Consider the following 26,425-nt stretch of genomic DNA (forward strand, 5'->3'; position numbering starts at 1 on the left):
AGAAGACTTGGGTTCTACCTCGATCTGCCCTGACGCTGCAAACAGGGGCCGGCACGCGTAACGCGCCAGCCCCTATTTTAACCTTGTTCCACGCGCAAGGCGCATGGGTGGCGCGTGTGCGCCCGCGTCAGCCGAGGAAAACGGCGCCCGACATCAACAGCAGCAGCAGCATCCACAGCAGCAAGGCGCGCCAGACCAGGCCGACCGTGCTCTGCAAGGCGCGCGCGCCCGGCTCTTCGCCGGGCAGGATATCGCTTTCGCTGTCGCTGTCATCGACGGCCATGTCTGGGGTCACCAGCACTCGGGCCGCCGTTTCCGCTGGCGTGCCCAGGCGTACACCCATGGCGCCACCGCCGGCCGTCAGGATGATGCCGATGGCCTCGTCCTGCCAGCGCTGGGCGAAATTGCGCCAGGCATAGATGGCATCCTCGAAATTGCCGACCACGGCAAACGCCACGGCCGTCAGGCGCACGGGGATCCAGTCGATCCAGTAAAAGGCGCGCGCGGCGAACTGGCCGAACGCTTCATTACGCATGTGCTCCGGCTCGTTCCAGGCGCGGGCCAGGTATTCGGCCACGCGGTACATCACGGCGCAGGCAGGGCCCAGCGGCATCAGGAACCAGAAAAAGACGCCAAATACATTGCGATGCGTGGTGATCAGGGCTTTTTCCACGGCGATGCGGGCGATTTCACTCGCTTCCATGCCCACCGTGTCGAGCTTGGTCCAGTCGGCCAGCAAGGTACGCGCGGTCGCTTCGTCGCCGGCGCTCAAGGCCAGCTGGATCGAGGTGAAGTAGTGGCTGTAATGGCGGAAGCCCAGGGTCAGGTAGACGATGAGGACGTTCCAGGCAAAGGCCAGCAGGGTCAGCTGATAATGCTGCAAGAGCCAGTACACGCCTGCCGTCGGCACCATCAGCACGCCGATCATGAGGAACCAGCCCATGCGGCCATGGTTGGCATGGCCGGCATTGAACCAGGTCTCCATGCGCATTGCCAGGCTCTTGATTTCGGCGTAGATCGGATTGTCCGCGCGCAAAGGTTTGAGCTGCTCGATCAGCAATGCGCAAAGTATGGAGAGAAATGTCATCAATGGTCCTTTTTGTCTTTTTCAGCAATACCGCAATGCCCGCTACGATAGCGCAGTGCCGTGCTGGAATCAAACTTATTACGTGCGCGGCACCATTTTACGCGCGCAAGAGGTGAAACAGATTACGCAGCATGCCAGCGGTGGCGCCCCAAATGTAGAAGCGCTCGTACGGCATGGCGTAGAACGAGCGCCGCCCGCCGGGCAATTCCACCGACAGGCGCTGATGGTTGAGGCCATCCATCAGGAAGGCCAGCGGCACTTCGAAGATTTCCGCCACTTCGGACGGGTCGGCGCGCAGTTCGAACGGCGGCGTCACCAGGCCCACCACGGGCGTGACCTGGTAGCCGGTGCCCGTCAGGTAGTCGGGCAGGTGGCCCAGCACTTCGATGTGCTCGCGCGCCAGGCCGACTTCTTCCTGCGTTTCGCGCAGGGCCGTGGCGATGGGCGACGCATCGAAGGCTTCGCTGCGCCCACCGGGAAAGCTGACCTGGCCCGCATGGCTGCTCAGATGGTCCGTGCGCATGGTCAGCAAGATGGTCAAGCCCTGCGGTCGTTGCACGAGGGGAATGAGCACGGCGGCGCGCACGGGCACGGCGCGGGCGGACAGGAAATCCTGGGTAATCTCGGGCTGCCATTCGGGCTGTTCGGCCAGGCGCTGGCGCAGCCAGTCCGGCGTCAGGCGCACGGCGTCCAGCGCCGCCTCGCCGGCGATCGAATCGATGGCGAGTTGTTGTGGATCAAATGCGATGGTGGCCATGCAGCTTGTCCCATAGACAATTCGGAATAAAAAAGGGGCGCCGAGAGGCACCCCTTTTCCCAACGCAGACGCTGATATTACGCGCTTGCTTTCGCCACAACGCGGCGATTTGGCAATTTTTCTTTGATACGCGCCGATTTACCCGAACGCTCACGCAGATAGTACAGCTTGGCGCGGCGAACATCACCACGGCGTTTCACTTCGATCGAAGCGATCAGCGGCGAGTACAGTTGGAACGTACGCTCAACGCCTTCGCCGGACGAGATCTTGCGAACGATGAAGTTCGAGTTCAGGCCACGGTTACGACGGGAGATAACGACGCCTTCGTAAGCCTGGGCGCGCTTGCGCGTACCTTCGACTACGTTGACGCTGACGATAACGGTATCGCCTGGTGCGAATTCAGGAATGGTTTTACCCAGACGAGCAATTTCTTCCTGCTCTAATTGTTGAATCAAGTCCATTTTATAACTCCGAAAACCATCATGCCGGCGCACTGTGGATAGCAAGTATCCGCCCGGTAGAGGATGGGTAACACAATTTGGGCAACATGCCCGGCACTACTGGCCACCCTGCAGGCCGTCCGGAGACGGCTTACAGGCTGGCCAAGAATTTTTCGTCGGTCTTGCTGAGCAAGCCGGCGGCGCGTGCACTGACCAGCAGGTCAGGCCGCTTCGTCGCGGTCGCTTCCAGCATGCGCTGGCGGCGCCACTTGACGATCTCGGCATGATTGCCACCCATCAAGACGGGCGGCACGGCCATGCCTTCATATGTTTCCGGCCGCGTGTAGTGCGGCGAATCGAGCAAGCCATTGACGAAGCTATCCTCGATGGCCGATGCCTCGGTGTTCAAGACACCCGGCAACAGGCGGATCACCGCATCCATCAGCGCCATGGCGGGCAACTCACCGCCCGACAGAACAAAGTCGCCGACGCTGATTTCTTCGTCGACGCAACGGTCCAGCAAACGCTGGTCCACGGCTTCATAGCGGCCACACAGGATCACCAAACCAGGTTCGGCTTTCAGCTGCGTGACACGCTCGTGCGTCAGCGCACGGCCTTGCGGCGACATGAACACCACGCGGGGCGCCGCCAGGCCGAGTTCGGCTTGGCGTTGCTTCGCGGCATTAATTGTCGCTTCGAGGGGACGCGCCATCATCACCATGCCAGGGCCGCCGCCATACGGGCGGTCATCCACGGTACGGTGATTGTCGGTGGTGAAATCACGGGGATTCCACAGCGACAAGCCACATCTCCCCTGCTCGAAGGCACGCCGGGTCACACCCGACTGCGTCAGCGCGGCAAACATTTCCGGGAACAGGGTCACGACATCAAATTGCATCGTTCACCATCCTGCAATGTTTGCCCGGCGCAAAATTATGCGCAGGCGGTTTAATAATCGAGGCCCCAGTCGACCGTGATCTTGTTGGCGGCCTTGTCAACGTTAATGACAAACTGACCAACAAACGGGATCAGGCGCTCAGGCGCCTTTTCAACGGTCTCATCGGCAGTGGCAACGGGCGTAACGCGCAAGATCGACTGGGGACCATTGCTCATCATGTCGTGCACTGTGCCGAGGCACTCGCCTTGCAAATTCTCGACTGTCAGTCCGATCAGATCGGACCAATAAAATTCATCGGCCGTCAGCGTCGGGAAATGGCTACGCGGAATTTGCACAGAGACGCCTTTCAGCGCTTCTGCGGCATCCCGCCCGACCACACCCACCAGCTGGGCCACGACGTCGCCGCCGTGTAACTTCGCTTGCCTGACTTCAACATCATGCAAGGTCGGTTTATCAAACCACCAGGTTTTAACGCTTAATAATGCATCCGCGTCGTCGGAGAAAGGAGTGATCCTGATTCCGCCAGCAATGCCATAAGCACCGGAGACATAGCCTACCTGTACCAGGTCATCGGGGACTTTCACCCCGGATGCAGTCTTGACCGTCAAACCAGTGATCTAATTAAGCTGCTGCTTTGTTGTTGCTGGCAACCAGGCGAGCAACGGTTGGCGACAATTGTGCGCCAACGCCTTGCCAGTAGGCCAGACGGTCTGCGGTGATACGCAGTGGAACTTCGCCACCTTGCGCCATCGGGTTGTAAAAACCGATACGCTCAATGAAGCGACCATCGCGGCGATTGCGCGAATCTGTAGCGACGATGTTGAAGAACGGGCGCTTCTTGGCGCCTCCACGAGCTAAACGAATAACGACCATAATATTTCCAAAAAGTGTGCTGAGGCGGAAAAAGCCGCAAATTATAGCGCGCTTTACCGCCAGGCAGCAAGCGTTATGATGACGGGCGTGTAATTTGGGCTAATCAAACATTATGACCAGTGATGGCCGAAGACGCAATAGGCGTCTGCGCCTATCGTGCCGGCCATGGCTTGAAATCACGCGAAATCATTGCATAAACGCCACAGGAAAGTGCTATCGTTGTGCGAGACAATGGCCGATACTGGCAATCTTTACCGATGAGCAACTCTGGAGTCCCATGACCACCGCTACCATTTTGCAACAGTCGCACAAGAACAAGGCCTTCACCACCTTGCTGGCCTTCCTGCTGGGCATGCTGGGCGCGCACCGCTTCTACCTGCATGGCAGCAAAGACCGCTGGGGCTGGCTGCACCTGGCCGCCCTGCCCGCCTCCTTGCTGCTACGCCAGCTGCTTCCCGAGGCCGACTGGTTTTACCAGATATTGCCGCTGACCCTGTCCGCCCTGGTCGGCTTCCTGGAAGCGCTGGTGCTGGGCTTGATGCCGGACGACAAGTGGGACGCGCGCTACAACGCCGCCTCCGGCCGTTTGTCGGACACGGGCTGGCCCCTGGCCGTGGTGCTGGTCGCTACCTTGATGCTAGGCGCAGGCGTGCTGATCGCCACCATGGCGCGCCTGTTCGACTTGCTGTACACGGGCGGCGCCTACGGTTAATTCCCATGCAGAAATGACATCGCATGGCGCGCGGCACGCGCACATGTAAGTGTTGGTAAGCAATCATGATTTTCCCCTATACTGCATTCACAATGCCGACATTACTGGCATATTCAACACCCCCTAGGAGAAGATCATGATTCGTCGCCCACTCATCCTCGCAGTCGCCATCACGGCCCTGTTCGGCACCTCCGCCTTCGCGCAAAACCTGTCGCCGAAGGCGCAATACGCCTACGATACCAAACAAGCCAGCACGCGCTATGCGGACGACAAGAAATTGTGCACAGAAGAAACCAGCTCAAAAGCCCGCATGCAATGCCTGCGCGACGCCAAGAGCGAATACGACCAGGCCATCATCAATGCCAAGGCCGCACAGAAAGCGGGCAATTCCTACGCCAGCCAGCCTTCCAAGCAGCCACAACACCAGATCTGCGCCGATTGCGGCAAGGTCCTGGCAGTCAATGTCACCGAGAAGGCCGGTGAAGGCGGCGCCTTGGGCATGATCGGTGGCGGCGTGGCCGGCGCCCTGCTGGGCCGCCAGGTGGGCGGCGGACGCGGCAAGGACCTGGCCACCCTGGCCGGCGCCGCTGGCGGCGCTTTCGCGGGCAAGCAAGTCGAAGGCCACATGAAGAATGCCAAGACCTGGACCGTCACCGTGCAATACGAAACGGGCGCCAAGGCTGACTTCGCATTTGACCAGGATCCTGGATTGGCGGCTGGCGACTTGGTACGCAATTCCGGTAATGGTATTGCCAGAAGGTAAGCTGAACCCAAAAGCAAGGACTGGGGTCGTACGGGGACGCCGAGTCCCTCAGGGTCCGACCCCGGCATTTGCAGTTGAGTTGGCTAAGCTTAAAACTGCTCTTCCGACAAGGCCATCACGCCGGCACTACCATCGATGATGGTGGCGCGCAAGCCTGGCGCCTGCGACAGGATGTGGTCGGCAAAGAAGCGCGCCGTGGCGATTTTTGCTTTGTAGAACGAGGCGTCGCCGCTGCCTTCTCCCAGCCTTTGCTGCGCCACCACGGCCGCGCGCGCCATTTGCCAGCCGCCCAGCACGATGCCGGCCAGCTTCAGATATGGCACGCTGCCTGCAAACACGGCCTTGATGTCCGTCTTCATGTTCGCCACCACGTATTCCACCACCGCTTCCAGCGCGGCGCTGCCTTCGGCCAGGTGGCGCTGCATGGCCTGGAAGTCGGCGCCGGAGAGTTCGCCCAACTGGGCTTCCGTGGCGCGCACCTGGGCGATGATGGCCTTCGCCACGGCGCCGCCGTCGCGCACCGTCTTGCGGCCCACCAGGTCGTTGGCCTGGATGGCCGTCGTACCTTCGTAGATGGTGAGAATCTTGGCGTCGCGGTAATGCTGGGCGGCGCCTGTTTCCTCAATGAAACCCATGCCGCCATGCACTTGCACGCCGTCGCGCGTGACATCCTGCGACATTTCCGTGGCCCAACCCTTGATGACGGGCACCAGGTATTCATACGTGGCCAGGCTTTCCGCGCGCACTTCGGCCTCCGGATGGTGGTGCGCCACGTCGCTGATGGCCGCGCCCACGTAGGCCAGCGCGCGCGCCGCCTCCGTCTGCGAGCGCATCGACATCAGCATGCGGCGCACGTCCGGGTGGTGGATGATGGACACCGGGCCGGGCGAACCGGCCAGGTCGCGCGACTGCACGCGGTCCTTGGCGAACGCCACCGCCTGCTGGTAAGCGCGCTCGGCCAGGCCGATGCCTTGCAAGCCGACGCCGAAGCGGGCCGCGTTCATCATGATGAACATGTACTCGAGGCCGCGGTTCTCCTCGCCCACCAGGGTGCCGATGGCGCCGCCGTGGTCGCCAAACTGCAATACCGCCGTGGGGCTGGCCTTGATGCCCAGCTTGTGTTCGATCGAGACGCAGTGCGCGTCATTGCGCTCGCCCAGGCTACCGTCGGCGTTGACAAGGAATTTCGGCACGATGAACAGCGAGATGCCTTTCACGCCAGCGGGCGCATCCGGCGTGCGGGCCAGCACCAGGTGGACGATGTTTTCCGCCATGTCGTGCTCGCCATACGTGATGAAAATCTTCGTGCCGAAGACTTTATAGGTGCCATCGCCCTGCGGCACAGCGCGCGTGCGCACGGCAGCCAGGTCGGAGCCCGCTTGCGGCTCCGTCAGGTTCATGGTGCCCGTCCACTTGCCCGATACCAGGTTTTCCAGGTAGACCGCCTTTTGCTCGTCGCTGCCGGCCGTCAGCAGCGCTTCGATGGCGCCGTCCGACAGCAGGGCGACCAGGGCGAAGGAGATGCTGGCCGAGTTGAGCATTTCGATGCAGGGCGTGGCCAGCAGCTTGGGCAGACCCTGGCCGCCGAATTCGGTCGGATGCTGCACGCCCTGCCAGCCCGCTTCGCCATACGCCTTGAAGGCTTCCTTGAAGCCTTTCGAGGTGGTCACTTGCCCGTCGTGCCAGAAACTCGGTTCCTTGTCGCTGGGCCAGTTCAGGGGGGCCACCACGGCGCCGCAGAATTTGGCGTTCTCTTCCAGCACGGCTTCGGCCGTGTCGGGCGTGGCGTCTTCGCAGCCAGGCAAAGTATGGATTTCGGCCAGGCCGGCCAATTCGTTCATGACGAACAACATATCTTTCAGCGGGGCTTGATAGCTCATCTATTTCTCCAAGAAAAAAGCCACGCGCGGCTCGCCGTGTGGGGCGGGCCGGCGTGGCTTCGTGATATACAAAACCTGATGGGTTTAAATTAACCCAGTTCTTTAACCAGTTGCGGCACGATCTCGAACAGATCGCCCACGATGCCGTAGTCGGCCACGGCAAAGATCGGCGCTTCCGGATCCTTGTTGATGGCGACGATGGTTTTCGAGTCTTTCATGCCGGCCAGATGCTGGATCGCGCCCGAGATACCGACGGCGATGTACAGCGATGGCGCGACGATCTTGCCCGTCTGGCCCACTTGCCAGTCGTTCGGCACGAAGCCGGCATCGACGGCGGCGCGCGAAGCACCCATGGCGGCGCCCAGCTTGTCGGCCAGCGGCTCCAGGATGTGGAAGTTCTCGGCCGAACCCATGCCACGGCCGCCGGACACGATGATTTTCGCGGCGGTCAGTTCAGGACGGTCGGACTTGGCCAGCTCGCGGCCCACGAAAGTGGACTTGCCATTGTCGCCAACGGCGGCGACGGTTTCGGTGGCAGCCGAACCGCCGGTGGCGGCAGCGGCGTCGAAACCGGTGGTGCGCACGGTGATGACCTTGACCTTGTCGCCAGATTGCACGGTGGCAATCGCGTTACCGGCGTAGATCGGGCGCTCGAAGGTGTCAGGCGAATCGACCTTGGTGATTTCCGAGATTTGCGCCACGTCCAGCTTGGCGGCCACGCGCGGCAAGATGTTCTTGCCGTAGGCGGTGGCTGGCGCCAGGATGTGACTGTAGCTGCCGGCGATGGCCAGCACTTGCTCGGCCACGTTTTCGGCCAGGCCGTCGGCGAAGTATGGCGCGTCGGCCACGATGACTTTCGTCACGCCGGCGATTTGCGCGGCGGCAGCGGCGGCAGCCGAGGCGTTCGAACCTGCGACGAGCACGTGCACGTCGCCGCCGCACTGGGCAGCCGCGGTCACGGTGTGGTGGGTGCTGCCCTTTAAGGTAGCGTTGTCGTGTTCAGCAATAACTAATGCGACCATGATATGTCCTGTAATTGTTCTGGGTAGACGGCAAAGCCGCTTAGATGACTTTGGCTTCGGTACGCAGCTTGGCGACCAGCGTGGCCACGTCCGGTACCTTGATGCCGGCCGAGCGCTTGGCTGGCTCGACGACTTTCAGGGTCTTCAGGCGTGGCGCGACGTCGACGCCCAGGTCTTCCGGCTTGACGGTCTCGAGCGGCTTTTTCTTGGCCTTCATGATGTTTGGCAAGGTCACATAGCGTGGCTCGTTCAAACGCAGGTCGGTGGTGATGATCGCTGGCAAGGTCAATGCCAGGGTTTCCAGGCCGCCGTCGACTTCGCGCGTGACGGTGACTTTACCGTCTTCCAGCACGACTTTCGAAGCGAACGTGGCTTGCGGCCAACCCAGCAGGGCTGCCAGCATCTGGCCGGTCTGGTTGCTGTCGTCATCGATGGCTTGCTTGCCCAGGATGATCAGTTGCGGCTGCTCTTTCTCGGCCAGGGCTTTCACCAGCTTGGCCACGGCCAGCGGTTCCAGTTCGGTCGTCGTTTCCACCAGGATGCCGCGGTCGGCGCCGATGGCCATGGCGGTGCGCAGGGTTTCCTGGCACTGCGTCACGCCGCAGGAGATGGCGACCACTTCCGTGACCTTGCCGGCTTCTTTCAGGCGCATCGCTTCTTCCAGCGCGATCTCATCGAAAGGGTTCATCGACATTTTGACGTTGGCGGTATCGACGCCAGTGCCGTCACTCTTGACGCGGACTTTGACGTTATAGTCGACCACGCGTTTGACGGGTACCAAGACTTTCATAGCTATGCCTTTGGGAAATTATAAAAATGACGGATCAAGTGCTGATTGTGCGTTCGATTATAAGAGAAATTTGAATCCTGAACCGAATTTAAGCACGATCGTGCGATTTTTTGTTAGAGCAATCCATCTAAACTGTCCAGCTTCGGGGATTTCAGGGGAGTCTGCCGCTACGCTGCAGGGCAGCAAAAGGGCGTGAAAGTGACGCAAAAACGGTACGGCAAGGTATCCAGCAGGCCGCGCCACGGCGGCCCCGGCTGGCAGAATTATTTGCGTTGCATGAGGAAGACGAATTCGGTGCCCGTCTGCACATGCGACAGCAGGGCATTGCCCGTTTGCTTGGCGAAAGCCTGAAAGTCGCGCACGGAACCGGGATCGGTTGCCATGATGCGCAGCACTTCCCCGCTCTGCAGCTCTGACAAAGCCTTTTTCGCCTTCAGAATCGGCAACGGGCAATTCAAGCCGCGCGCGTCGAGTTCTTTGTGAAATTCCATAATCTCGGTATCAAGTAGTGTGTCGCTCATCATCAATATCCCACCATTGTTTTGTTGTACTGATTTTCGACATACTACTCTAAATCAGGGGCATTGACGCGCTGCACCAAAATAGTTCATCGGCTGTTGTGGGGTCACAACGAGATTCCACACGGCAAAACGGCCCGCAAACATCGTCTGCGGGCCGTTTCAAGGGGCTATGGGGCGCAAACCCCGCATATCCTCTAGCTTACGCCTGTGTTGCGCGTTCGCCGACCCAGGCCGGTACGCCGGCAAGGGCGTTCGCCAGACCACTCGGATCGGTGCCGCCCGCTTGCGCCATATCGGGGCGTCCGCCGCCTTTTCCGCCCACTTGCTGTGCAACGAAGTTCACCAGCTCGCCCGCTTTGACCTTGGAAGTCGCGTCCGCCGTGACGCCGGCGATCAGGCTGACCTTGCCGTCCGTCACGCTGGCCAGCACGATGGCAGCCGTCTTCAGCTTGTCTTTCAGCTTGTCCATGGTTTCGCGCAGACGGGCCACATCGGCGCCATCGAGCACGGCGGCGAGCACCTTGATGCCGTTCACATCGACGGCTTGCGTGACCAGTTCATCGCCCTGGCCGGAAGCCAGTTTCGATTTCAGCGCGGCCAGTTCCTTCTCCAGCGCCTTCACATGGTCCTGCACCTGTCCGATGCGGGCAGTCAGCTCTTCCGGCTGCGCCTTCAGCGCTTGCGCCGCTTCGACCAGGCGGCGGTTGATGGTTTGCACCAGCGCCAGCGCGCCCTCGCCCGTCACCGCTTCCACGCGGCGAATGCCGGCGGCAACACCGCTTTCGCCGATGATCTTGAACAGACCGATATCGCCCGTGCGCTGCACATGGACGCCGCCGCACAGCTCTTTCGAGCTGCCGATGTCGAGCACGCGCACTTCATCGCCGTATTTCTCGCCGAACAGGGCCATCGCGCCATGCTTGACGGCATCGTCAAACGACATCAGGTGGGCCTGCGTGGCGCGGTTTTCCAGGATCTCTTTATTGACGATGGTTTCCACGGCGACGATCTGTTCCGCCGTCATCGGCGCATGGTGGCTGAAGTCGAAACGGGTTTTATCCGGATCGACCAGCGAGCCCTTTTGCGCCACGTGACTGCCCAGCACTTCGCGCAAGGCCTTGTGCATCAAGTGCGTGGCCGAGTGGTTGCGGATGGTGCGCGCGCGCTTGGCCGTATCGACTTGCGCCGAGACGGCGTCGCCCACTTTCAACACGCCGGACTCGAGCACACCGTGATGGCCGAATACGTCCGCCTGGACTTTCAAGGTGTCGCTGACGGCAAAGCTGCCCGCGCCCGAGGCGATCACGCCCTGGTCGCCCACCTGGCCGCCCGATTCCGCGTAGAACGGCGTGGTATCGAGCACCACGATGCCATCCTGGCCGGCCTTCAATTCCGTTACCGGCGTGCCGGCCGCGTACAGCGCCACGACCTTGCTGCTGAACGTCAATTGATCGTAGCCGACGAAGGTGTTTTTCTCGCCCGTGTACTCGACCTTGCTGTCCTTGTGCGTCTTGCCACCCTTGCGCGACAGCTCCTGGCTTTCCTTCAGGGCCACCTCGTAGCCCACCTGGTCGAAACTGATATTGCGTTCGCGGCAGATGTCGGCCGTCAGGTCCGGCGGGAAGCCATAGGTTTCGTACAAAGTAAAAGCGGTGGCGCCGTCGATGCCCGTGGCATCCTTGGCCAGTTGCGCTTCCAGCACTTTCATGCCCGTTTCCAGCGTCTCGCCGAAACGCTCTTCCTCGGCTTTGAGCATGTTGGCGACGTTGTCTTTCGCTTCTTCCAGCTCAGGATAGGCGCCGCCCATCTCGATGGCGAGATCCACCACCAGCTTGTAGAAGAACGGTTTGGTCTGGCCCAGCTTGTGGCCATGGCGCAAGGCGCGGCGGATGATGCGGCGCAAGACATACGCGCGGCCTTCGCTGCCCGGGATGATGCCATCGACGATCATGAAGGCGGCGGCGCGGATGTGGTCGGCGATTACGCGCAGCGACTTGTTTTCCAGGTCCGTGGCGCCCGTTTCGCGCGCGGCGGCGCGGATCAAATGCTGGAACAGGTCGATTTCATAGTTCGAATGCACGTGCTGCAGCACGGCGGCCAGGCGCTCCATGCCCATGCCCGTGTCGACGCACGGCTTCGGCAGCTTGTGCATGACGCCCGCTTCGTCGCGGTTGAACTGCATGAACACCAGGTTCCAGATTTCAATGAAGCGGTCGCCGTCTTCGTCCGGCGATCCCGGCGGGCCGCCAGGAATGTCGGCGCCGTGGTCGTAGAAGATTTCCGTGCACGGACCGCATGGGCCCGTATCAGCCATCTGCCAGAAATTGTCGGACGCGTAGCGCGCCCCCTTGTTGTCGCCGATGCGGATGATGCGCTCGACAGGCACGCCGATTTCTTTTGCCCAGATGTCGTACGCTTCGTCATCTTCGATGTAGACGGTGACGGTCAGCTTGTCAGCCGGCAAGCCATACACCTTGGTCAGCAGTTCCCACGCGTATTGAATCGCGTCGCGCTTGAAATAGTCGCCGAAGCTGAAGTTGCCCAGCATTTCAAAGAAAGTATGGTGGCGCGCCGTGTAACCCACGTTTTCCAGGTCGTTGTGCTTGCCGCCGGCGCGCACGCAGCGCTGCACGGAAGTGGCACGCGTGTACGGACGGCTGTCCGTGCCCGTAAACACATCCTTGAATTGCACCATGCCGCTGTTCGTCAACAGCAAGGTCGGATCGTTGCCTGGCACCAGGGAGCTGGAACGGACGATGGAATGGCCCTTGGATTCGAAAAATTTGAGGAACTTGTCGCGGATTTCAGATGATTTCATGTTTTTTTGGCAAAGAGTGGCGGCAGCTTTAAAGGGAAGATTATACGTGATATGGGGTGCGGCAATTATGGCAGGCATGGGCATTGTTGCGCCCGTGCCAACACGGAGGGCTGGACCGCTCAGGCCGGGTCGTGGTGGCTGGCGCAGGCGTGCACAGTGGTGGCAACTGCGGCGCTCCCCGCTGCGGCCGTGGCGCCGGCGGCGGCATTGCAATCGGCGCAGCGGCCGTACAAGGTCAATTCGTGGCGCTCGACGACAAAGCCTTGCGGCGCCATACGCTTCAAGTCGCCCGGGCAATCATGCACGTCGAACACGCGCTGGCAGGTGGTGCACTGGAAATGGTGGTGGTGGTGATTGGCGGCCGTGTTCGACTCATAGCGCGGGTTTTCGCCCGGCAAGGTCACCACGTGCACCTTTTCCTCCAGCACCAGCGATTTTAAATTGCGGTAAACGGTGGCAATGCCCAGCTGCGTCACCTGCAAGCTGGCCTGTTCGAGGATTTCCTGCGCCGACAGAGGGCGCTGGGCCGACTCGATGGCGGCTTGAATAGCGGTTTTTTGACGTGTTGTGCGTTCCATAGCCGACAGAATACACCATCCGCCTTCTTCCACCGCCCGGAAAAACTGTCACACAGTAATGATAATGGGTTATCATTATCATCTTCGGGCAGTCACCCCATCCGGCAAGCGCCTGCCCAAACCCCGCAAACACCGATAGCCGATAAAGGAACTCTTGCCCATGTCCGTCCGTCCTCACCAACCCACTCCCCTCGCGCTGGCCATCATGCTGGCCTTTGCCGCCCCTGCCAGCGCTCTGGCACAGCAAACCGCCACCTTGCCCGCCGTCACCGTTTCGGCCAGCGCCCTGGCCCTGGGCAGTGACGACATGAGCACGCCAGTGACCGTGCTGGAAGGCGAAGCACTGGTGCTGGCAAGGGCTGCGACCCTGGGCGAGACCCTGGCGGGACAGCCCGGCATCACGTCCAGCCATTTCGGCGCCGGCGCCAGCCGTCCCATCATCCGCGGCATGGATGGCCCGCGCGTCAAGGTGCTGTCCGATGGCGCCGAAGTGCAGGACGCGTCGACCATCAGCCCCGACCATGCGGTGGCCGCTGAACCGATGCTGTCGGAACAGATTGAAGTCTTGCGCGGCCCGTCCGCGCTGGCCTATGGCGGCGGCGCCGTCGGCGGCGTGGTCAATGTGATCGACAAGAAAATCCCCATGCGCGTGCCGGCGAAAGGTTTTGAAGGCAGCGCGGAAGTACGCGCCAACTCGGCCGCACGCGAAAAGGCCGGCGCCTTTGAAGTCACTGGCGGCTCCGGCAACATCGCCTTCCACGCGGAAGGCGTCAAGCGCGATGCGAAGGAATACAAGGTCGGCAGCGGCTGGGAAGGCGGCTCCAAAGTGGCCGGCAGCTACAACAAGACGGACACGGGCAGCGTGGGCGTGTCGTGGGTGGGTCAACGCGGCTTCCTGGGCCTGGCCTTCACCAGCCAGCACGCGGAATACGGCTTGCCGGGCCACAACCACGAATTCGAGAGCTGCCACCCGCACGGCGCGCACCTGCATTGCGGCGGCCACGACGGCCACGACCACGGTGCTGAAGAGGAACATGAGCACGAGCACGGCAGCGTGCCCTACGTGAAGCTGAAAAGCGAGCGCTGGGATGTGCGCGGCGAATTGCGCGATCCCGTGCCCGGCTTCGCCAAGCTGCGCCTGCGCGCCGCGTTCACCGACTACAAGCACGACGAAATCGAAGGCACGCAAATCGCCACCACGTTCAAGAACAAGGGCCACGATGCGCGCCTGGAAATGGAACACCATCCCGTCTTCGGCTGGCGCGGCGTGGTCGGCCTGCAAACGTCGAAGCGCGATTTCTCCGCCCTGGGCGAAGAAGCGTATGTAGCGCCAACGGTAACGAAGAAACACGCAGCTTTCCTGGTGGAAGAATACAAGCTCGACCAATGGCGCTTCGAGGCTGGCTTGCGCCACGAATGGCAAGACATCACGGTCGACAGCGCCACCCTGCAAGACCGCAGCGCCAAGGGCACCTCGATCTCGCTGGGCGCCGTGTGGAAATTCGCGCCCCAGTATTCGCTCGGTTCGACCATTTCCCGCACGCACCGTTTGCCCAGCGCCGAGGAATTGTATGCGCATGGCGTGCACATGGCCACGGCCACCTATGAGCTGGGCAACCAAAACCTGGGCAAGGAAACGTCGAACAATATCGACTTGACCCTGCGCAAATATGCGGGCGCCACGACCTTCTCGGCCAGTGCCTACCGCAACAAGGTCGACAACTACATCTTCGGCTCCACCCTGGACAACCACGAAGGCTTCCAGCTGATCCAGTACGCCCAGCGCGACGCCACGTTTACGGGCGTCGAAGGCCAGATCCGCCAGCAACTGAACCCCATGTTCGGCGCCAGCGTGTTCGGCGATTACGTCAGGGCCAAGCTGGCCGACGGTGGCGGCAATTTACCCCGCATCCCCGCCCAGCGCGTCGGCGTGAAGGTTGACGCCAACTGGCAGGCGTGGAGCGGCGTGGCCGAGTTCTACCGCGTGGGCAAGCAGGATAAAGTGGCGGCATTCGAAACGGCAACCCCGGGCTACAACATGCTGAACCTGTCCGCCAACTACGACACGCGCATCGGCACGACGCCCGCCCAGTTCTACATCAAGGCGAACAACCTGACGAACGAACTGGCGTACAGCCATACCTCGTTCATCAAGAATGCGGCGCCGTTGATGGGGCGCAATGTGACGGTCGGTATGCGCGTGACTTTCTAGACGCTGAACCCAACGGCAAAGACTGGGGTCGTACCCTGCAGGGTACGACCCCAGATGTTGCTTTGGGTTACGTTCAGACTGGCTTGATCAAATCGATCCTGTCCGTACAAAACCCGTCCACACCCCAGGCCAGCAGCTCGCTGGCCCTTTCGGACGTGTTGACGGTGTAGCAGAACAGCCCGTATCCCGCCTCCTTGACTGCCAGCGCCAGCGCGCGCGTCAGTTGCTGGTGGTCGCAATGGATCGCCACCACGCCCAGTTCCTTCGCCATGCGCTCCCAGTCAGCGGGAATGGCTTCGACCAGCCAGCCGCGCGCCAGTTCCGGCGCCGCCTGGCGTGACGCTTCCAGTGCGGCGATGCTGAACGACGAGAGCAGCGGCAATAACTCTCCTGCAGCAATTTCCTTTCCGAAATAATCGCGCGTGGCCCGCGCCACCGCCGCGCCCGTGGCCACGTCAACGCCGGGTGCCGGCTTGATTTCAATGTTCATCCAGATGCGCTGCGCCTTGCAATACGCCACCACGGCGTGAAACGTGGGCACGCCCTCGCCCGCGAACTGCGGGCCGAACCAGGCGCCCGCTTCCATGGCGCCCAGCTGCGCGGCCGTGTAATCGTTGACATGGCCGCTGCCGGCCACCGTGCGGCCCAGCTCCGGGTCATGCACGACGACGGGCACGCCGTCGGACGCCAGCATGACGTCGAACTCCACGGCGCGGTAGCCGTAGGCCAGGCCGCAGCGCAGGGCGGCCAGGGTGTTTTCAGGCGCCAGGGTACCGCCGCCGCGGTGCGCCAGGGTGCGTGGATAGGGCCACATGGTGTTCCTTTATCGTGATGAAATTGTCGGTCAGGACGTCTTGCCATACTATCCCGCGCCACTCCTGAAAAGTAAAGCGGCCCCGTTTGGCGACGCGCCGCTACGAATGGCGATGCGCCAAGCCCGTTTCGTCGCAGCCCTGTTGCGCGCTGGCCTGCGCTGGCACACAATGCCCCATCGCTACCAGCAGACACTTCCATGAAATCCGACGCCCCTTCCGCCGAAGCCCCCGCCAGGCGCCGCTTCCCCTACTACCGCATGCTGCTCGACGCGCGCTATGCGGTGGTGCTGAACGTGATCTGCGCGCTGGTCATTACATACATCCTCAACCCGGGCAGCCATTTTGGACAAAACCTGATCGCCTCGATGTGCATCGGCACGATCGCCTTCCTGCTGATCGACGGCATGCGTCTGACCCTGTGGGGCGAAAGCCAGCGGCCCAGATTCCTGCCCTTCATGCTCATCATCCTGCTGTCCGTGCCCGTGGCGCAAATGCTGGGGCTAGCCCTGTTCAGCTGGCTGACGGGCGTGGACGTGGGCGGCTTCGAAAACCTGCTGCCCACGCAGATGATGGGCACGCTCGTGTTCACCCTGCTGGCCACGGGCGGCGCCGTGCTGTTTTTCTCCAGCCGCGAAAAGATTGCCCGCCTGCAAATGACGGCAGCCCAGGAAAAAGCCCGCGCCGAATCCGTGGCGCGCCAGGCTATACAGGCCCAGCTGCAGCTGCTGCAGGCACAGATCGAACCGCACATGCTGTTCAATACCCTGGCCAACCTGCAGGGCCTGATCAGTTTTGACCCGGACCGCGCCCAGCTGCTGCTCGATCAATTGATCCAGTATCTGCGCGCCACCCTCTCTTCCTCGCGCGCCGGGTCCACCACCCTGGAGCAGGAGTTTTCCCTGATGCAAGCCTACCTGGGCCTGATGTCCATCCGCATGGGCGCGCGCCTGCGCTTTACGCTGGACTTGCCCGAGGCCTTGCGCGATATCAAAGTGCCGCCCATGCTGCTGCAGCCGCTGGTGGAAAATGCCATCCAGCACGGCCTGGAACCGAAGATCGAAGGCGGCCATATCCACGTGCAGGCGTCCACGGACGCTGGCGTCCTCATTCTCACCGTCAGCGACGATGGCCTGGGCCTCGATCATCCGGGCCAGACCAAGGGCACGCACCTGGGCGTGGCGAATATCCGCGAACGCCTGCGCGGCATGCATGGCGATGCCGCCAGCCTGTCGCTGGCCGCCAACCATCCTGCAGGCGCGATCGCCCGCCTGACACTCCCCCTTCCACCCACCATCACGAGTCCCCTCGCATGAGCCACCACACCCTGCGCGCGCCACGCGCCCTGATCGCCGAAGACGAACCCATCCTTGCCGCCGCCCTCGCGCACGCCTTGCAGCGGCTGTGGCCGGAACTCGCCATTGTCGCCACCTGCGCCAACGGCGTGGAAGCCTTGCGGCAAGGCCTGGCACTGCAGCCCGATATCCTCTTTCTCGACATCAAAATGCCAGGCAAGACGGGCCTGGAAGCGGCCGAAGAACTGGCGGAGCAGTGGCCGGATGGCGTTCCTTTCCCCCATATCGTGTTCGTCACGGCCTACGATGAATACGCACTGGCCGCCTTCGAACATGCGGCCGCCGATTACGTGCTAAAACCCGTCAACGATGCACGCCTGGGCAAGACGGTGGAACGCCTGCAGCAGCGCCTGCGCGACAGCAGCGTTGGCAACAGCAACGGTACAACAACAGCAACCCCAGCGGCATCCGCCACGACGGCACCCTTGGCGACGACGGCAACAGCGTCCGCCAGCGACGACAACCTGGCCCGCCTGCTGAGCCAGCTGCAAGCCATGCTGCCACCGGCGCCGCGCCTGCAAATGATACGGGCCGCCGTCGGCAACAGCGTGCGCATGATCGCCCTGGCCGACGTCGTGTATTTCGAAGCGCTGGACAAATACATCAACGTCGTGTGCCAGGACAGCGAAGCACTGATACGCACGAGCCTGAAGGAGCTGCTGCCCCAGCTGGACCCGCAACAATTCTGGCAAATCCACCGGGGCACCATCGTCAACGCCAGCGCCATCGCCACGGCCGTGCGCGACGAGGCCGGCAAGCTGTCGCTGACCCTGCGCCAGCACCCGGCGCAACTGCGCGTCAGTCCACTATATGCCCATCTGTTCCGCCAGATGTAAGCTAGTGCATTTGATGCTTCAGGTCCGACAGTTCATCGTGCACCTTGAGCACGGCGCTCTTCATTTCCGGCGTCACGCTGGACGCCGTGCCGCAGGCCCGCTTGGCGCGGTCGCCCAGCGACTCCATCTGGTCGACCGCCTCGCGGATGCGCGCATCGTCTTGCGTGTCGATGGCTTGCCGCACGGCACTCTTTTGCTGGTCCAACTGCTTGATGCAATCCTTCAAGTCCATGGGCATGCCCTGCTGTTTGCCGCACAGCTGGGCCGCCTGACCGATCGCGTGTTCGATGGCGCCAAAGCGCCGTGCCACTTCCTTTACCTGCATCATGATGTGTCCTCCCATGCTATCTGCAGTTGGATCGTCTGGCCGATCCAGGGTTCCCCAGCGCCCGCCACGGCATTGAAATTTCCATGAGGCACTTTTTTTGTAAGCGCTTGTGACATTTTAGATAATAATCAGATGCCTCGGATACATTGGCGTACCTGAACCACCACGCCCTCCATGTCCTCCTTGACTACCCTGCCGCGCCGCGCGCCCGGCCTGCTGCTGATCGTCCTGCTGCACGCGGGGCTGGCCTATGTCATCCTGCAATCGCGGCCCCACCTTGCCTCTGACGAGAACCTGCGGCAAGGTCCGGCCATCACCTGGCTGCGCCACACGCTCCCGGCGCAGCCCAAGCCCCTGCCGTTGCCAAGCATCAAACCAGCCGCCGCGCGCCCGCCGCGCCTGCCAATGGCGGCGCCCGTCAGCCGCCCCCTGCCCGCCCCCACCGTCGAGCAGGTGCCAGCGCCTGCAACGCCGGAAGCGATCACGGCGCCGCCAGCGCCCAGCGCGGCCGATATCCTGGCGCAAGCCAAACGCGATGTGGGCAAGATTGACAGGGATTTGCGCAAGGAATTCCCGCAGCGGGGAGAGCAAAAACTGGACGACACGGGCTTCAAGCGCATGCAGCAAGGCTTTGCCGAGGCCTACGCGGCCGTGCCGCCGAAATGGTATGAAGCGTCAAAAATCGAGGAAGTTGGCGCGAATGCGGCCAAGGGCGGCCGCACCTACAAGATCACCAGCGCGCTGGGCACCTTGTGCGTGACCACGCGCGCGGGCAAGCAGGGGGAAACGATGATCGGCAACTGCCCCAAATAGCCGCCTCAGCCCACCGCTTCTCGCGCGCCCAGCGGTTGCAGATGGCGCAAGCGCAAGGCGATCAGCACGCCGCCGCCCAGGCACAGACCCAGCATGATGATGACGCCCGTCCAGCCGTCGAAGCCCCACATCATGCCCGAGGCGGAACCGATCAGGCTGGAACCAAGGTAATAGAACAGCAGATAGAAGGCCGAAGCCAGCGCTTGCGGCGCGCGCGCGCGGCGGCTGACCCAGCTGCTGGCGATCGAATGCGAGGCAAAGAAGCCGAACGTGGCCAGCGCCATGCCGATGACGATCAGCGGCAGGGAATCGAACAGGGTCAGCAAAATGCCGGCCAGCATCACCGACAGCATGATCCACAGCACGCCGCGGCGCCCCAGGCGGTCCACCAGGCGGCCCGCCCAGACGGAGCTGAAGATGCCGATCAGGTACAAAAAGGCCAGCAAGCCGACCGTGCTCTGGCGCAAGTTGAACGGTGCGGCCAGCAGGCGGTAGCCGATGTAGTTATACAGGCTGACAAAACAACCCATCAGCACGAAGGCCAGGCAGAACAGCCACGGCAAACCCCGGTCGGAAAAATGCTGTTTTATCGCGTGCGGCAAGGCATTCCAGCCACGGGTACTGGGCACGAAGTTTTTCGATGCGGGCAGGCTGCGCCAGAATTCCGCCGCCGCCAGCACGCCGGCCACGCCCAGCACGCCCAGGGCCCAGCGCCACGAGAGGAAATCGCTGAGCATGGAAGCGATCAAGCGCCCCGACATGCCGCCAAAGGCGCTACCGGCAATATACAGCCCCATCGACAGGCCCAGCGACGGTCCCTCGATTTCCTCGCCCAGGTAGGCCATGGCCACGGCCGGCATGCCGCCCAGGGCGATGCCCAGCGCGGCACGAATCGCCAGCAATTGCGCGTAATCCTGCGCGAAGGCGGACAAGATCGTCAAGATGGCGGCGGAAAACATCGACGCCACCATCAGCGGCTTGCGCCCGACCCGGTCCGAGACGGCGCTCAGCAGCACCAAGGAAATGGCCAGCAAGCCGCTCGACACGGACAAGGACCAGCTGCTTTGCGCCGGCGTCAGATGAAACTGGTGCGACAGCAGCGGGAACAGGGGCTGGATGCAATACAGCAAGCTGAAGGTGGAAAAGCCGCCGAAGAACAGGGCGCGGTTGCTGCGCTTGAATTCGATGGATCCCTTGGCGATAGCCGAACGGGGAGCGGGAGCAGAAACCGGGATGGCGGAAGGTGCGGCGGGGGCAAAGGCAAGCGATGAATCAGACATGGCCGTGTTTCGGAAAGGAAGCGAGTCTTCATCTTAGGATTGCCAACTCATATCGTCCAATATATATTCAAGGCCCAACTCATACTTTTAAAATATTACTTATATGGAACTACGCCACCTGCGTTACTTTGTCGCCGTCGCCGAAGAGCTGCACTTCACGCGCGCGGCCGAGCGCCTGCACATCGGCCAGCCGCCGCTGAGCCAGCAAATCCAGGCGCTGGAAGCGGAACTCGGTGCGCAGTTGTTCGAGCGCAACAAGCGCTCCGTGCGCCTGACGCAGGCGGGCGCGCTCTTCCTCGACGATGCGCGGCGCATCTTGGCCCTGTCGGAGCAGGCGGCCGTCACGGCGCGCCGGGCGCAGCGGGGCGAAGCGGGCGAGTTGCGCATCGGCTTTACATTTTCCACGCCGTTTACGCCGTATTTCGCGACCGTCATCAACCGCTACCGCCAGCAATTTCCGCACGTCACCTTGACCCTGCATGAAATGGCGACATTGCATCAGCTGGAAGCGATCTCGGGCAGGACGATGGACCTGGGCTTCGTGCGCCCGCCGGAAACGACGTACCCGGACGACATCCGCCTCACCGAATTGCGCCAGGACCCGCTGTTCCTCGTGCTGCCCGTCGCCCACGCGCTGGCGGCAAAACAGGCCATTGCCATTGCCGATATGGCGGGCGAAGGTTTTGTGATGTACCCCAAGGATGCGGGCACGGGGATTTATCCGCAGATCTTCCGCCTGTGCAAGGCGGCAGGCTTCGTGCCCCAGGTGACGCAGGAAGCGGGCGAAGCGTCGACCATCATCGGCCTGGTGGCGGCCGGCTGCGGCATTTCCGTGCTGCCCGCCTCGTTCGACCGCATCCGCATGGATGGCGTGTGCTACCGCCCCATCGCCGACCCGCAGGCGACCACCAGTCTGTTACTGGCACAACGGGAAGAAGAGACGTCGCCGCTGGTGGCGGCATTCGTCAAGCTGGCCGAGGCAGCGGCGCTGGAAGGGGGAGCGTAGGTCGGATTAGCGGTGGCGAAGCCGCCGCGTAATCCGACACCAGCGGTCACGAATAATCCGCGTCCAACTCCGAACCCGCATAATTTTCCAGGTCCTCGAACAGGCTTTTCATGCTGGCCCGCGTGAGGATTTTATGCACGACAGTGCAGCTGCGGCGGTAGGATTCTATGCGGTCGAGCAACACCGGATGATGCTGCACGGGCACCTTGGCCACCAGGGCGGCCCAGCCTTCCTCGAAGTCGGGCTTGTTCTTGCGCACGGAACGCACAAAGCGTTCAAACTCCTTTTGCCCCGTGCGCGCCATGATGCGTCCGCCGCCCTCGATGGCGAAGATGATGGCCACGGCAATCACACCCTCGGCATTCAGGTCGCTGTCGCTGACGGGGCCATTGTCATGGTGGCGGCGCAGCCAGCTGGCCAGGCGCACGACGGCTTGCACTTCCTTGCGCTGTTGCAACTGCAGCGCATACTTTTCATAGCCGGCCCAGTTCTGGTTCGGGTCGGCCTGGCAAATATCGATGAACAGCTCGCGCAGCCGGCGCTGCAGGTAGACGGGGTCCTGGTCGTATTCACCGACGAGGGCATCTTCCGGCAGCTGCGACAATTCCTTGATCAGGCGAAAGCCCACCTGAAACGCGTGCTCGGCGCCGTGCTCGACGAGGAAATCGAGGGCGGCCTGGTCGCCTTCATGCGTGACGGCCTGCTCCAGGCCCAGCGACACGCCGCCCACCGTCAGGAACAGCGCTTTCTGGATGCCGTCGGCCGTGCGTTCATTCGTGAACTTTTCGGCCACCATGGCCGTGATGCCCGTCAACTCGTCGGCCAGGTCCAGCGCCGCATCCTCGCGCGGGTCGTTCGGCAACAGCTTGATGGCGCGCACCAGGCGCGGAAGATTCTCTACAACAATTGCTGGCAGCATTAGACGTTCCCTGCTTTCATTACGAGAAAATGCCGGTGCCCAGGCTGCGGCGCGTACTGGAACGCGGCGCGCTGCGCGTGCTCGGTACTTGCTTGCGCAGGCGGTACAGCAATTCCTTGGTACTGCGCTGCAACATGGTCGGCTCTTCGTCCGGGTCGTCCGAGAATTCGGCATCGGCCAGGTCGGCGCTGTGGCGGAAGTCGGGGAACAGTTCGAACAGCGAACGATCCCAGCCGTCTTCATTCGCTTGCGCCAGCTCGATGGCCAGCGGCACGACGTCGTTGTCGGACGAGGTCACGCCCGTCACGTACGGTCCCTTGATGACGATCTCTCCCGCCACTTCGAGGATTTCCTTCGGCGCCATCGAGAACAGGATGGCGAATGCCGTGGCGCCCCAGTCGGTGGCGGACGCTTCGAGCAGCAGCTCGCGGCGGCGCTCGGCGTCGTCGGTGGAAAACACCACGCCGTGGATGTGCGCGAACAGCGACTCGGCGATGCGTTCCGGATCGTCCTCGATCTGGTCGTCGCTCCAGGTGGCGGCGATGAAGGCCAGGCTGTCGGCCCAGGCCTTCGGCGGCACCAGCAAGGTGGCCAGCGACATCTTGCCGCCGTCAAAGCCGGCCAGGTGCAGCGCCGTCACTTGCGGCGGGATGGCATTGAGCACTTCCACCACGGCAAGATCGCCGTACTGGTCGGCCGCGTCGGCAAACGCCTGCTCGGCGTGGCCCAGCGAACCGGACAGCACCAATTCCATGACCTGCTTGGTCAGCGCGGGCAGGTTGCTTTTTTGTTCATCCTTGTTATCGGCCATGGTCATCTCCATCCTGGTCAAACATCTGGGCGAAATCGTCGGTGGCTTCGTCGTCATCAATCTCGTCGTCGCCGTCGTCATTGGCCGCCAGCTGGTCGAGCGACTGGTCGTCGTCGTCCCACAGGCGCGGGTTCTTGTGCAAAAAGGCCGTGATGATGGCCTGGCGCGCCAGGTCGGGGAAGCTCTCTTCGATGGCGGCATACATCTTCGCCGCTTCCGGCGCGGCGCACGTGGCCATGGAAAACACGCGGGCCGGGTCGCCGAATTCGTAGTCTTCGCTTTCGGCCAGCAAGCCTTTCGGGTCGCTGAAGGTGATGTGGTCGACCAGCGCGAAGGCCAGCATATTCACGTCTTCGATGCCGCCGCCACTGGCGTACTCGCTCACCAGCGCGTCAACCATGCTTTTGTAGTTCTTGCGGTTTGGCGGGTCGCCGAGGATGCCGTCGATCTGGCCTTCCAGCTCGCGCGACTGGTACGCGAATTCAGGGTGTACTCTTCTCATGCTGTGCTTTCCAATGTAATGCGCGGCGCTGTTATCGACATAAAAGCGCCGTTGTTGTTTTTTAAATGTCATTCAGGCCGCCCGGTGGCGGCTGCCGGCAGACTCAGTCTGCTGGAAGGACGGTGCCATGCAAGCGGAACACGCCGCACCACAGGGCATACGCTTCCGCTTCCGGATCGATGATGATGCGGTGGTTCACGCTCTGGTCGTATTCGGCACGCTTGGCCGGGTCGGCCAGGATTTCATACGCCTTGGTGACGCTCTTGAAGCGCGCCTCGGCGCCGGGGGCCTGGTTGCGGTCGGGGTGGAAGCGCATGGCCAGCGAACGGTAAACCTTCTTGATTTCATCGTCGCTGGCATTGGGCGCGACACCGAGGACGTTATATAAATTTTCCATAAATGGCTCCGGGGTCACGATTTGTTTGCTAATTAAAGGCAGATTATCCTATAGAACGGCGCCCGCGTCGCTTGCATGCTGGATATGGGGGCAAATACGTGCTTATAAAGCGCTTGCGGTACGGTAAAATGCTTTTTACTGTCACTCTTCCGCATTGATCAATGAGCAACGATAAACCGAATACCGCCGCGCCAGCGCTGGCGCCCAATTTCTTGCGTAACATCATCGAAGCCGACCTGGCTGCCGGCGCCCACGTGCGTCCCGGTCTGCCCCAGGTGATCACGCGTTTCCCGCCGGAGCCGAACGGCTACCTGCACGTGGGCCACGCCAAGTCGATCTGCGTCAACTTCGGCCTGGCGCGCGATTACGCCGGCCAGTGCAACCTGCGCTTCGACGACACCAATCCGGCGAAGGAAGAGCAGGAATACGTCGACACCATCATGGACAGCGTGAAATGGCTGGGCTTTGACTGGGAACCGAAGCATGCCGATGGCCAGAGCCACCTGCACTACGCAAGCGACTATTTCGACCAGCTGTACGCGATGGCCGAGTACCTGATCACGGCCGGCTTTGCCTATGTGGACAGCCAGAGCGCCGAAGACATGGCCGCCAACCGGGGCAATTTCGGCCAGGCCGGCAAAAATTCGCCGTTCCGCGACCGTCCGCGCGACGAATCGCTGGCCCTGTTCCGCGCCATGAAGGCCGGCCAGTTCAAGGATGGCGAGCACATCCTGCGCGCGAAGATGAGCGAAGATGCGATGAGTTCGCCGAACATGAACTTGCGCGACCCGGCCATCTACCGCATCCGCCATGCGCACCACCACCGCACGGGCGACGCCTGGTGCATCTATCCGATGTACGACTACACGCACCCGATCTCGGACGCGCTGGAAAACATCACGCATTCGATCTGCACGCTGGAATTCCAGGACCACCGCCCATTCTACGACTGGCTGCTGGAAACCCTGTCGGCCGGCGGCTTCTTCCAGCAACCGGTGCCGCGCCAGTTCGAATTCTCGCGCCTGAACCTGACCTACATCGTCACCAGCAAGCGCAAGCTGCGCCAGCTGGTGGAAGAGCACATCGTCGACGGCTGGGACGACCCCCGCATGCCGACCCTGGTGGGCATGCGCCGCCGCGGCTACACGCCGGAAGCGATTCAATTGATGTGCGAACGCACGGGCGTGACCAAGTCCGACGGCTGGATCGACTACAGCGTGCTCGAAGGCTGTTTGCGCGAAGACCTGGACCCGAAGGCGCCGCGCACGGTGGCCGTGCTGCGTCCGTTGAAGTTGATCATCGACAATTTCCCTGAAAACGAGAGCGTGGAATGCACGGCGCCCGTGCACCCGCACTTCCCGGAACGGGGCTTGCGCACCTTCCCCATCTCGCGCGAGCTGTGGATCGAGGAAGACGACTTCATGGAAGTGCCGAACAAGGGTTACTTCCGCCTGTATCCGCCGATCGACGGCAAGCCGGGCAGCCGCGTGCGCCTGCGCTATGGCTACGTGATCGAATGCACGGGCTACGACAAGGATGAAAACGGTAAAGTCATCGCCGTGCATTGCAATTACTTTGAAGACAGCAAGTCGGGCACCGAAGGCAGCTCGACCTACAAGGTCAAGGGCAATATGCACTGGGTCAGCGCGCCGACGGCGATTCCCGCCGAAGTACGCCTGTACGACCGCCTGTTTACAGACCCGCAGCCGGACGCGGGCGGCAAGGACTTCAAGCTGGCCCTGAACCCGCTGGCCAAGGAAGTGGTGCAAGCGTGGCTGGAACCGGGCGCGGAACTGGCCCAGCCGGAACAGCGCTTCCAGTTCGAGCGCCACGGCTATTTCGCGGCCGACCGGGTCGACAGCCTGCCGGGCAAGCCCGTCTTCAACCGCATCGTCACCCTGAAAGACAGCTGGCAGCCGGCAAAATAAGCCGTCATGTTGCTCACAAAAAAACCGCTGCGGCGGTTTTTTTTTCGTTCCCAACAGAAATATTGCCTGTTGACTATATTCACGATA

Annotated in this window: 27 protein-coding genes; 8 read left to right on the top strand and 19 right to left on the bottom strand. The window is 62.1% G+C overall.

Going from position 1 to position 26,425, the window contains the following annotated elements; genetic code table 11:
- Positions 1-127: 127 nt before the first annotated feature.
- The 6 genes from O0882_RS18255 to rpsP all read right to left on the bottom strand — a co-directional run bounded on the left by O0882_RS18255 (position 128) and on the right by rpsP (position 4,055).
- Positions 128-1,087: a CobD/CbiB family protein gene (locus O0882_RS18255; RefSeq protein ID WP_141172012.1), complete on the bottom strand. Its 960-nt coding sequence runs from the start codon at positions 1,085-1,087 to the stop codon at positions 128-130.
- Positions 1,088-1,184: 97 nt separating this feature from the next.
- Entirely contained in the window at positions 1,185-1,844 is a 660-nt protein-coding gene (locus tag O0882_RS18260; RefSeq protein WP_289950243.1) for a CoA pyrophosphatase, read from the bottom strand.
- Between the two features lie 77 nt (positions 1,845-1,921).
- Positions 1,922-2,305 (bottom strand): 50S ribosomal protein L19, encoded by a 384-nt coding sequence (gene rplS / locus O0882_RS18265; protein WP_010395528.1) that lies wholly within the window; start codon positions 2,303-2,305, stop codon positions 1,922-1,924.
- Positions 2,306-2,435: 130 nt separating this feature from the next.
- Positions 2,436-3,182: a tRNA (guanosine(37)-N1)-methyltransferase TrmD gene (gene trmD / locus O0882_RS18270; RefSeq protein WP_289950244.1), complete on the bottom strand. Its 747-nt coding sequence runs from the start codon at positions 3,180-3,182 to the stop codon at positions 2,436-2,438.
- A gap of 50 nt (positions 3,183-3,232) precedes the next feature.
- Positions 3,233-3,790: a ribosome maturation factor RimM gene (gene rimM / locus O0882_RS18275; RefSeq protein ID WP_289950245.1), complete on the bottom strand. Its 558-nt coding sequence runs from the start codon at positions 3,788-3,790 to the stop codon at positions 3,233-3,235.
- 13 nt (positions 3,791-3,803) lie between these two features.
- Complete coding sequence (gene rpsP / locus O0882_RS18280; RefSeq protein WP_010395524.1) at positions 3,804-4,055, bottom strand: 30S ribosomal protein S16; 252 nt, start codon at positions 4,053-4,055, stop codon at positions 3,804-3,806.
- Positions 4,056-4,332: 277 nt separating this feature from the next.
- On the opposite strand from rpsP, the gene O0882_RS18285 reads away from it, so the two are divergent.
- Both O0882_RS18285 and O0882_RS18290 read left to right on the top strand, forming a co-directional pair.
- Complete coding sequence (locus tag O0882_RS18285; RefSeq protein ID WP_289950246.1) at positions 4,333-4,767, top strand: NINE protein; 435 nt, start codon at positions 4,333-4,335, stop codon at positions 4,765-4,767.
- Positions 4,768-4,903: 136 nt separating this feature from the next.
- Positions 4,904-5,530 carry a glycine zipper 2TM domain-containing protein gene (locus O0882_RS18290; RefSeq protein ID WP_289950248.1) on the top strand — a complete coding sequence of 209 codons (627 nt, stop codon included), beginning with the start codon at positions 4,904-4,906 and terminating at the stop codon, positions 5,528-5,530.
- An 89-nt stretch (positions 5,531-5,619) separates the two neighbouring features.
- Here O0882_RS18290 and O0882_RS18295 read toward each other — a convergent pair whose 3' ends face one another.
- From O0882_RS18295 to O0882_RS18320, 6 genes are all read right to left on the bottom strand, one after another.
- The gene (locus O0882_RS18295; RefSeq protein ID WP_289950251.1) at positions 5,620-7,410 is read right to left on the bottom strand and encodes an acyl-CoA dehydrogenase; all 1,791 of its coding nucleotides are present in this window, start codon (positions 7,408-7,410) and stop codon (positions 5,620-5,622) included.
- A gap of 89 nt (positions 7,411-7,499) precedes the next feature.
- Positions 7,500-8,432: an FAD-binding protein gene (locus O0882_RS18300; protein ID WP_289950253.1), complete on the bottom strand. Its 933-nt coding sequence runs from the start codon at positions 8,430-8,432 to the stop codon at positions 7,500-7,502.
- Between the two features lie 40 nt (positions 8,433-8,472).
- Positions 8,473-9,222, bottom strand: a complete 750-nt coding sequence (locus O0882_RS18305; RefSeq protein ID WP_099379460.1) for an electron transfer flavoprotein subunit beta/FixA family protein — start codon at positions 9,220-9,222, stop codon at positions 8,473-8,475.
- A 263-nt stretch (positions 9,223-9,485) separates the two neighbouring features.
- Positions 9,486-9,743 (bottom strand): sulfurtransferase TusA family protein, encoded by a 258-nt coding sequence (locus O0882_RS18310; RefSeq protein WP_225317265.1) that lies wholly within the window; start codon positions 9,741-9,743, stop codon positions 9,486-9,488.
- Positions 9,744-9,942: 199 nt separating this feature from the next.
- Positions 9,943-12,561, bottom strand: a complete 2,619-nt coding sequence (alaS, locus tag O0882_RS18315) for an alanine--tRNA ligase (RefSeq protein WP_289950255.1) — start codon at positions 12,559-12,561, stop codon at positions 9,943-9,945.
- A gap of 119 nt (positions 12,562-12,680) precedes the next feature.
- On the bottom strand, positions 12,681-13,139 hold the full coding sequence (locus tag O0882_RS18320) for a transcriptional repressor (protein ID WP_289950258.1): 459 nt from the start codon (positions 13,137-13,139) through the stop codon (positions 12,681-12,683).
- Between the two features lie 160 nt (positions 13,140-13,299).
- Here O0882_RS18320 and O0882_RS18325 point away from each other — a divergent pair, with 160 nt between their 5' ends.
- Positions 13,300-15,351 carry a TonB-dependent receptor gene (locus O0882_RS18325; protein ID WP_289950259.1) on the top strand — a complete coding sequence of 684 codons (2,052 nt, stop codon included), beginning with the start codon at positions 13,300-13,302 and terminating at the stop codon, positions 15,349-15,351.
- Between the two features lie 73 nt (positions 15,352-15,424).
- Here O0882_RS18325 and ugpQ read toward each other — a convergent pair whose 3' ends face one another.
- Positions 15,425-16,165, bottom strand: a complete 741-nt coding sequence (gene ugpQ, locus O0882_RS18330) for a glycerophosphodiester phosphodiesterase (RefSeq protein WP_289950261.1) — start codon at positions 16,163-16,165, stop codon at positions 15,425-15,427.
- Between the two features lie 198 nt (positions 16,166-16,363).
- Here ugpQ and O0882_RS18335 point away from each other — a divergent pair, with 198 nt between their 5' ends.
- Positions 16,364-17,479: a histidine kinase gene (locus tag O0882_RS18335; RefSeq protein WP_289950262.1), complete on the top strand. Its 1,116-nt coding sequence runs from the start codon at positions 16,364-16,366 to the stop codon at positions 17,477-17,479.
- Entirely contained in the window at positions 17,476-18,354 is an 879-nt protein-coding gene (locus O0882_RS18340; RefSeq protein ID WP_289950264.1) for a LytTR family DNA-binding domain-containing protein, read from the top strand. Before O0882_RS18335 ends, O0882_RS18340 begins: the two co-directional genes overlap by 4 nt.
- Before the next feature lies 1 nt (position 18,355).
- On the opposite strand, the gene O0882_RS18345 is transcribed toward O0882_RS18340, so the two are convergent.
- Positions 18,356-18,682: a hypothetical protein gene (locus O0882_RS18345; RefSeq protein ID WP_289950266.1), complete on the bottom strand. Its 327-nt coding sequence runs from the start codon at positions 18,680-18,682 to the stop codon at positions 18,356-18,358.
- 174 nt (positions 18,683-18,856) lie between these two features.
- Between O0882_RS18345 and O0882_RS18350 the strand changes: the two genes are divergently transcribed.
- On the top strand, positions 18,857-19,495 hold the full coding sequence (locus O0882_RS18350; RefSeq protein ID WP_289950268.1) for a hypothetical protein: 639 nt from the start codon (positions 18,857-18,859) through the stop codon (positions 19,493-19,495).
- A gap of 5 nt (positions 19,496-19,500) precedes the next feature.
- On the opposite strand, the gene O0882_RS18355 is transcribed toward O0882_RS18350, so the two are convergent.
- Positions 19,501-20,775, bottom strand: coding sequence for an MFS transporter (locus tag O0882_RS18355; protein ID WP_289950270.1), 1,275 nt, complete (start codon positions 20,773-20,775; stop codon positions 19,501-19,503).
- Positions 20,776-20,878: 103 nt separating this feature from the next.
- Here O0882_RS18355 and O0882_RS18360 point away from each other — a divergent pair, with 103 nt between their 5' ends.
- On the top strand, positions 20,879-21,781 hold the full coding sequence (locus O0882_RS18360) for a LysR family transcriptional regulator (RefSeq protein ID WP_289950272.1): 903 nt from the start codon (positions 20,879-20,881) through the stop codon (positions 21,779-21,781).
- Positions 21,782-21,827: 46 nt separating this feature from the next.
- On the opposite strand, the gene O0882_RS18365 is transcribed toward O0882_RS18360, so the two are convergent.
- The 4 genes from O0882_RS18365 to O0882_RS18380 all read right to left on the bottom strand — a co-directional run bounded on the left by O0882_RS18365 (position 21,828) and on the right by O0882_RS18380 (position 24,410).
- Positions 21,828-22,700, bottom strand: coding sequence for a hypothetical protein (locus tag O0882_RS18365; RefSeq protein ID WP_099760373.1), 873 nt, complete (start codon positions 22,698-22,700; stop codon positions 21,828-21,830).
- Positions 22,701-22,719: 19 nt separating this feature from the next.
- Entirely contained in the window at positions 22,720-23,511 is a 792-nt protein-coding gene (locus O0882_RS18370) for a hypothetical protein (protein ID WP_289950276.1), read from the bottom strand.
- Positions 23,501-24,013, bottom strand: coding sequence for a hypothetical protein (locus O0882_RS18375; protein ID WP_289950279.1), 513 nt, complete (start codon positions 24,011-24,013; stop codon positions 23,501-23,503). The genes O0882_RS18370 and O0882_RS18375 overlap by 11 nt, the downstream gene beginning before the upstream one ends.
- 103 nt (positions 24,014-24,116) lie before the next feature.
- Positions 24,117-24,410 carry a DnaJ domain-containing protein gene (locus O0882_RS18380; protein ID WP_010395442.1) on the bottom strand — a complete coding sequence of 98 codons (294 nt, stop codon included), beginning with the start codon at positions 24,408-24,410 and terminating at the stop codon, positions 24,117-24,119.
- 161 nt (positions 24,411-24,571) lie between these two features.
- On the opposite strand from O0882_RS18380, the gene O0882_RS18385 reads away from it, so the two are divergent.
- Positions 24,572-26,338 (top strand): glutamine--tRNA ligase/YqeY domain fusion protein, encoded by a 1,767-nt coding sequence (locus tag O0882_RS18385; protein WP_289950280.1) that lies wholly within the window; start codon positions 24,572-24,574, stop codon positions 26,336-26,338.
- The last annotated feature ends 87 nt before the right edge of the window (positions 26,339-26,425 follow it).

The sequence above is a fragment of the Janthinobacterium sp. SUN073 genome (assembly GCF_030397665.1).
Taxonomy (GTDB): Bacteria; Pseudomonadota; Gammaproteobacteria; order Burkholderiales; family Burkholderiaceae_D; genus Janthinobacterium.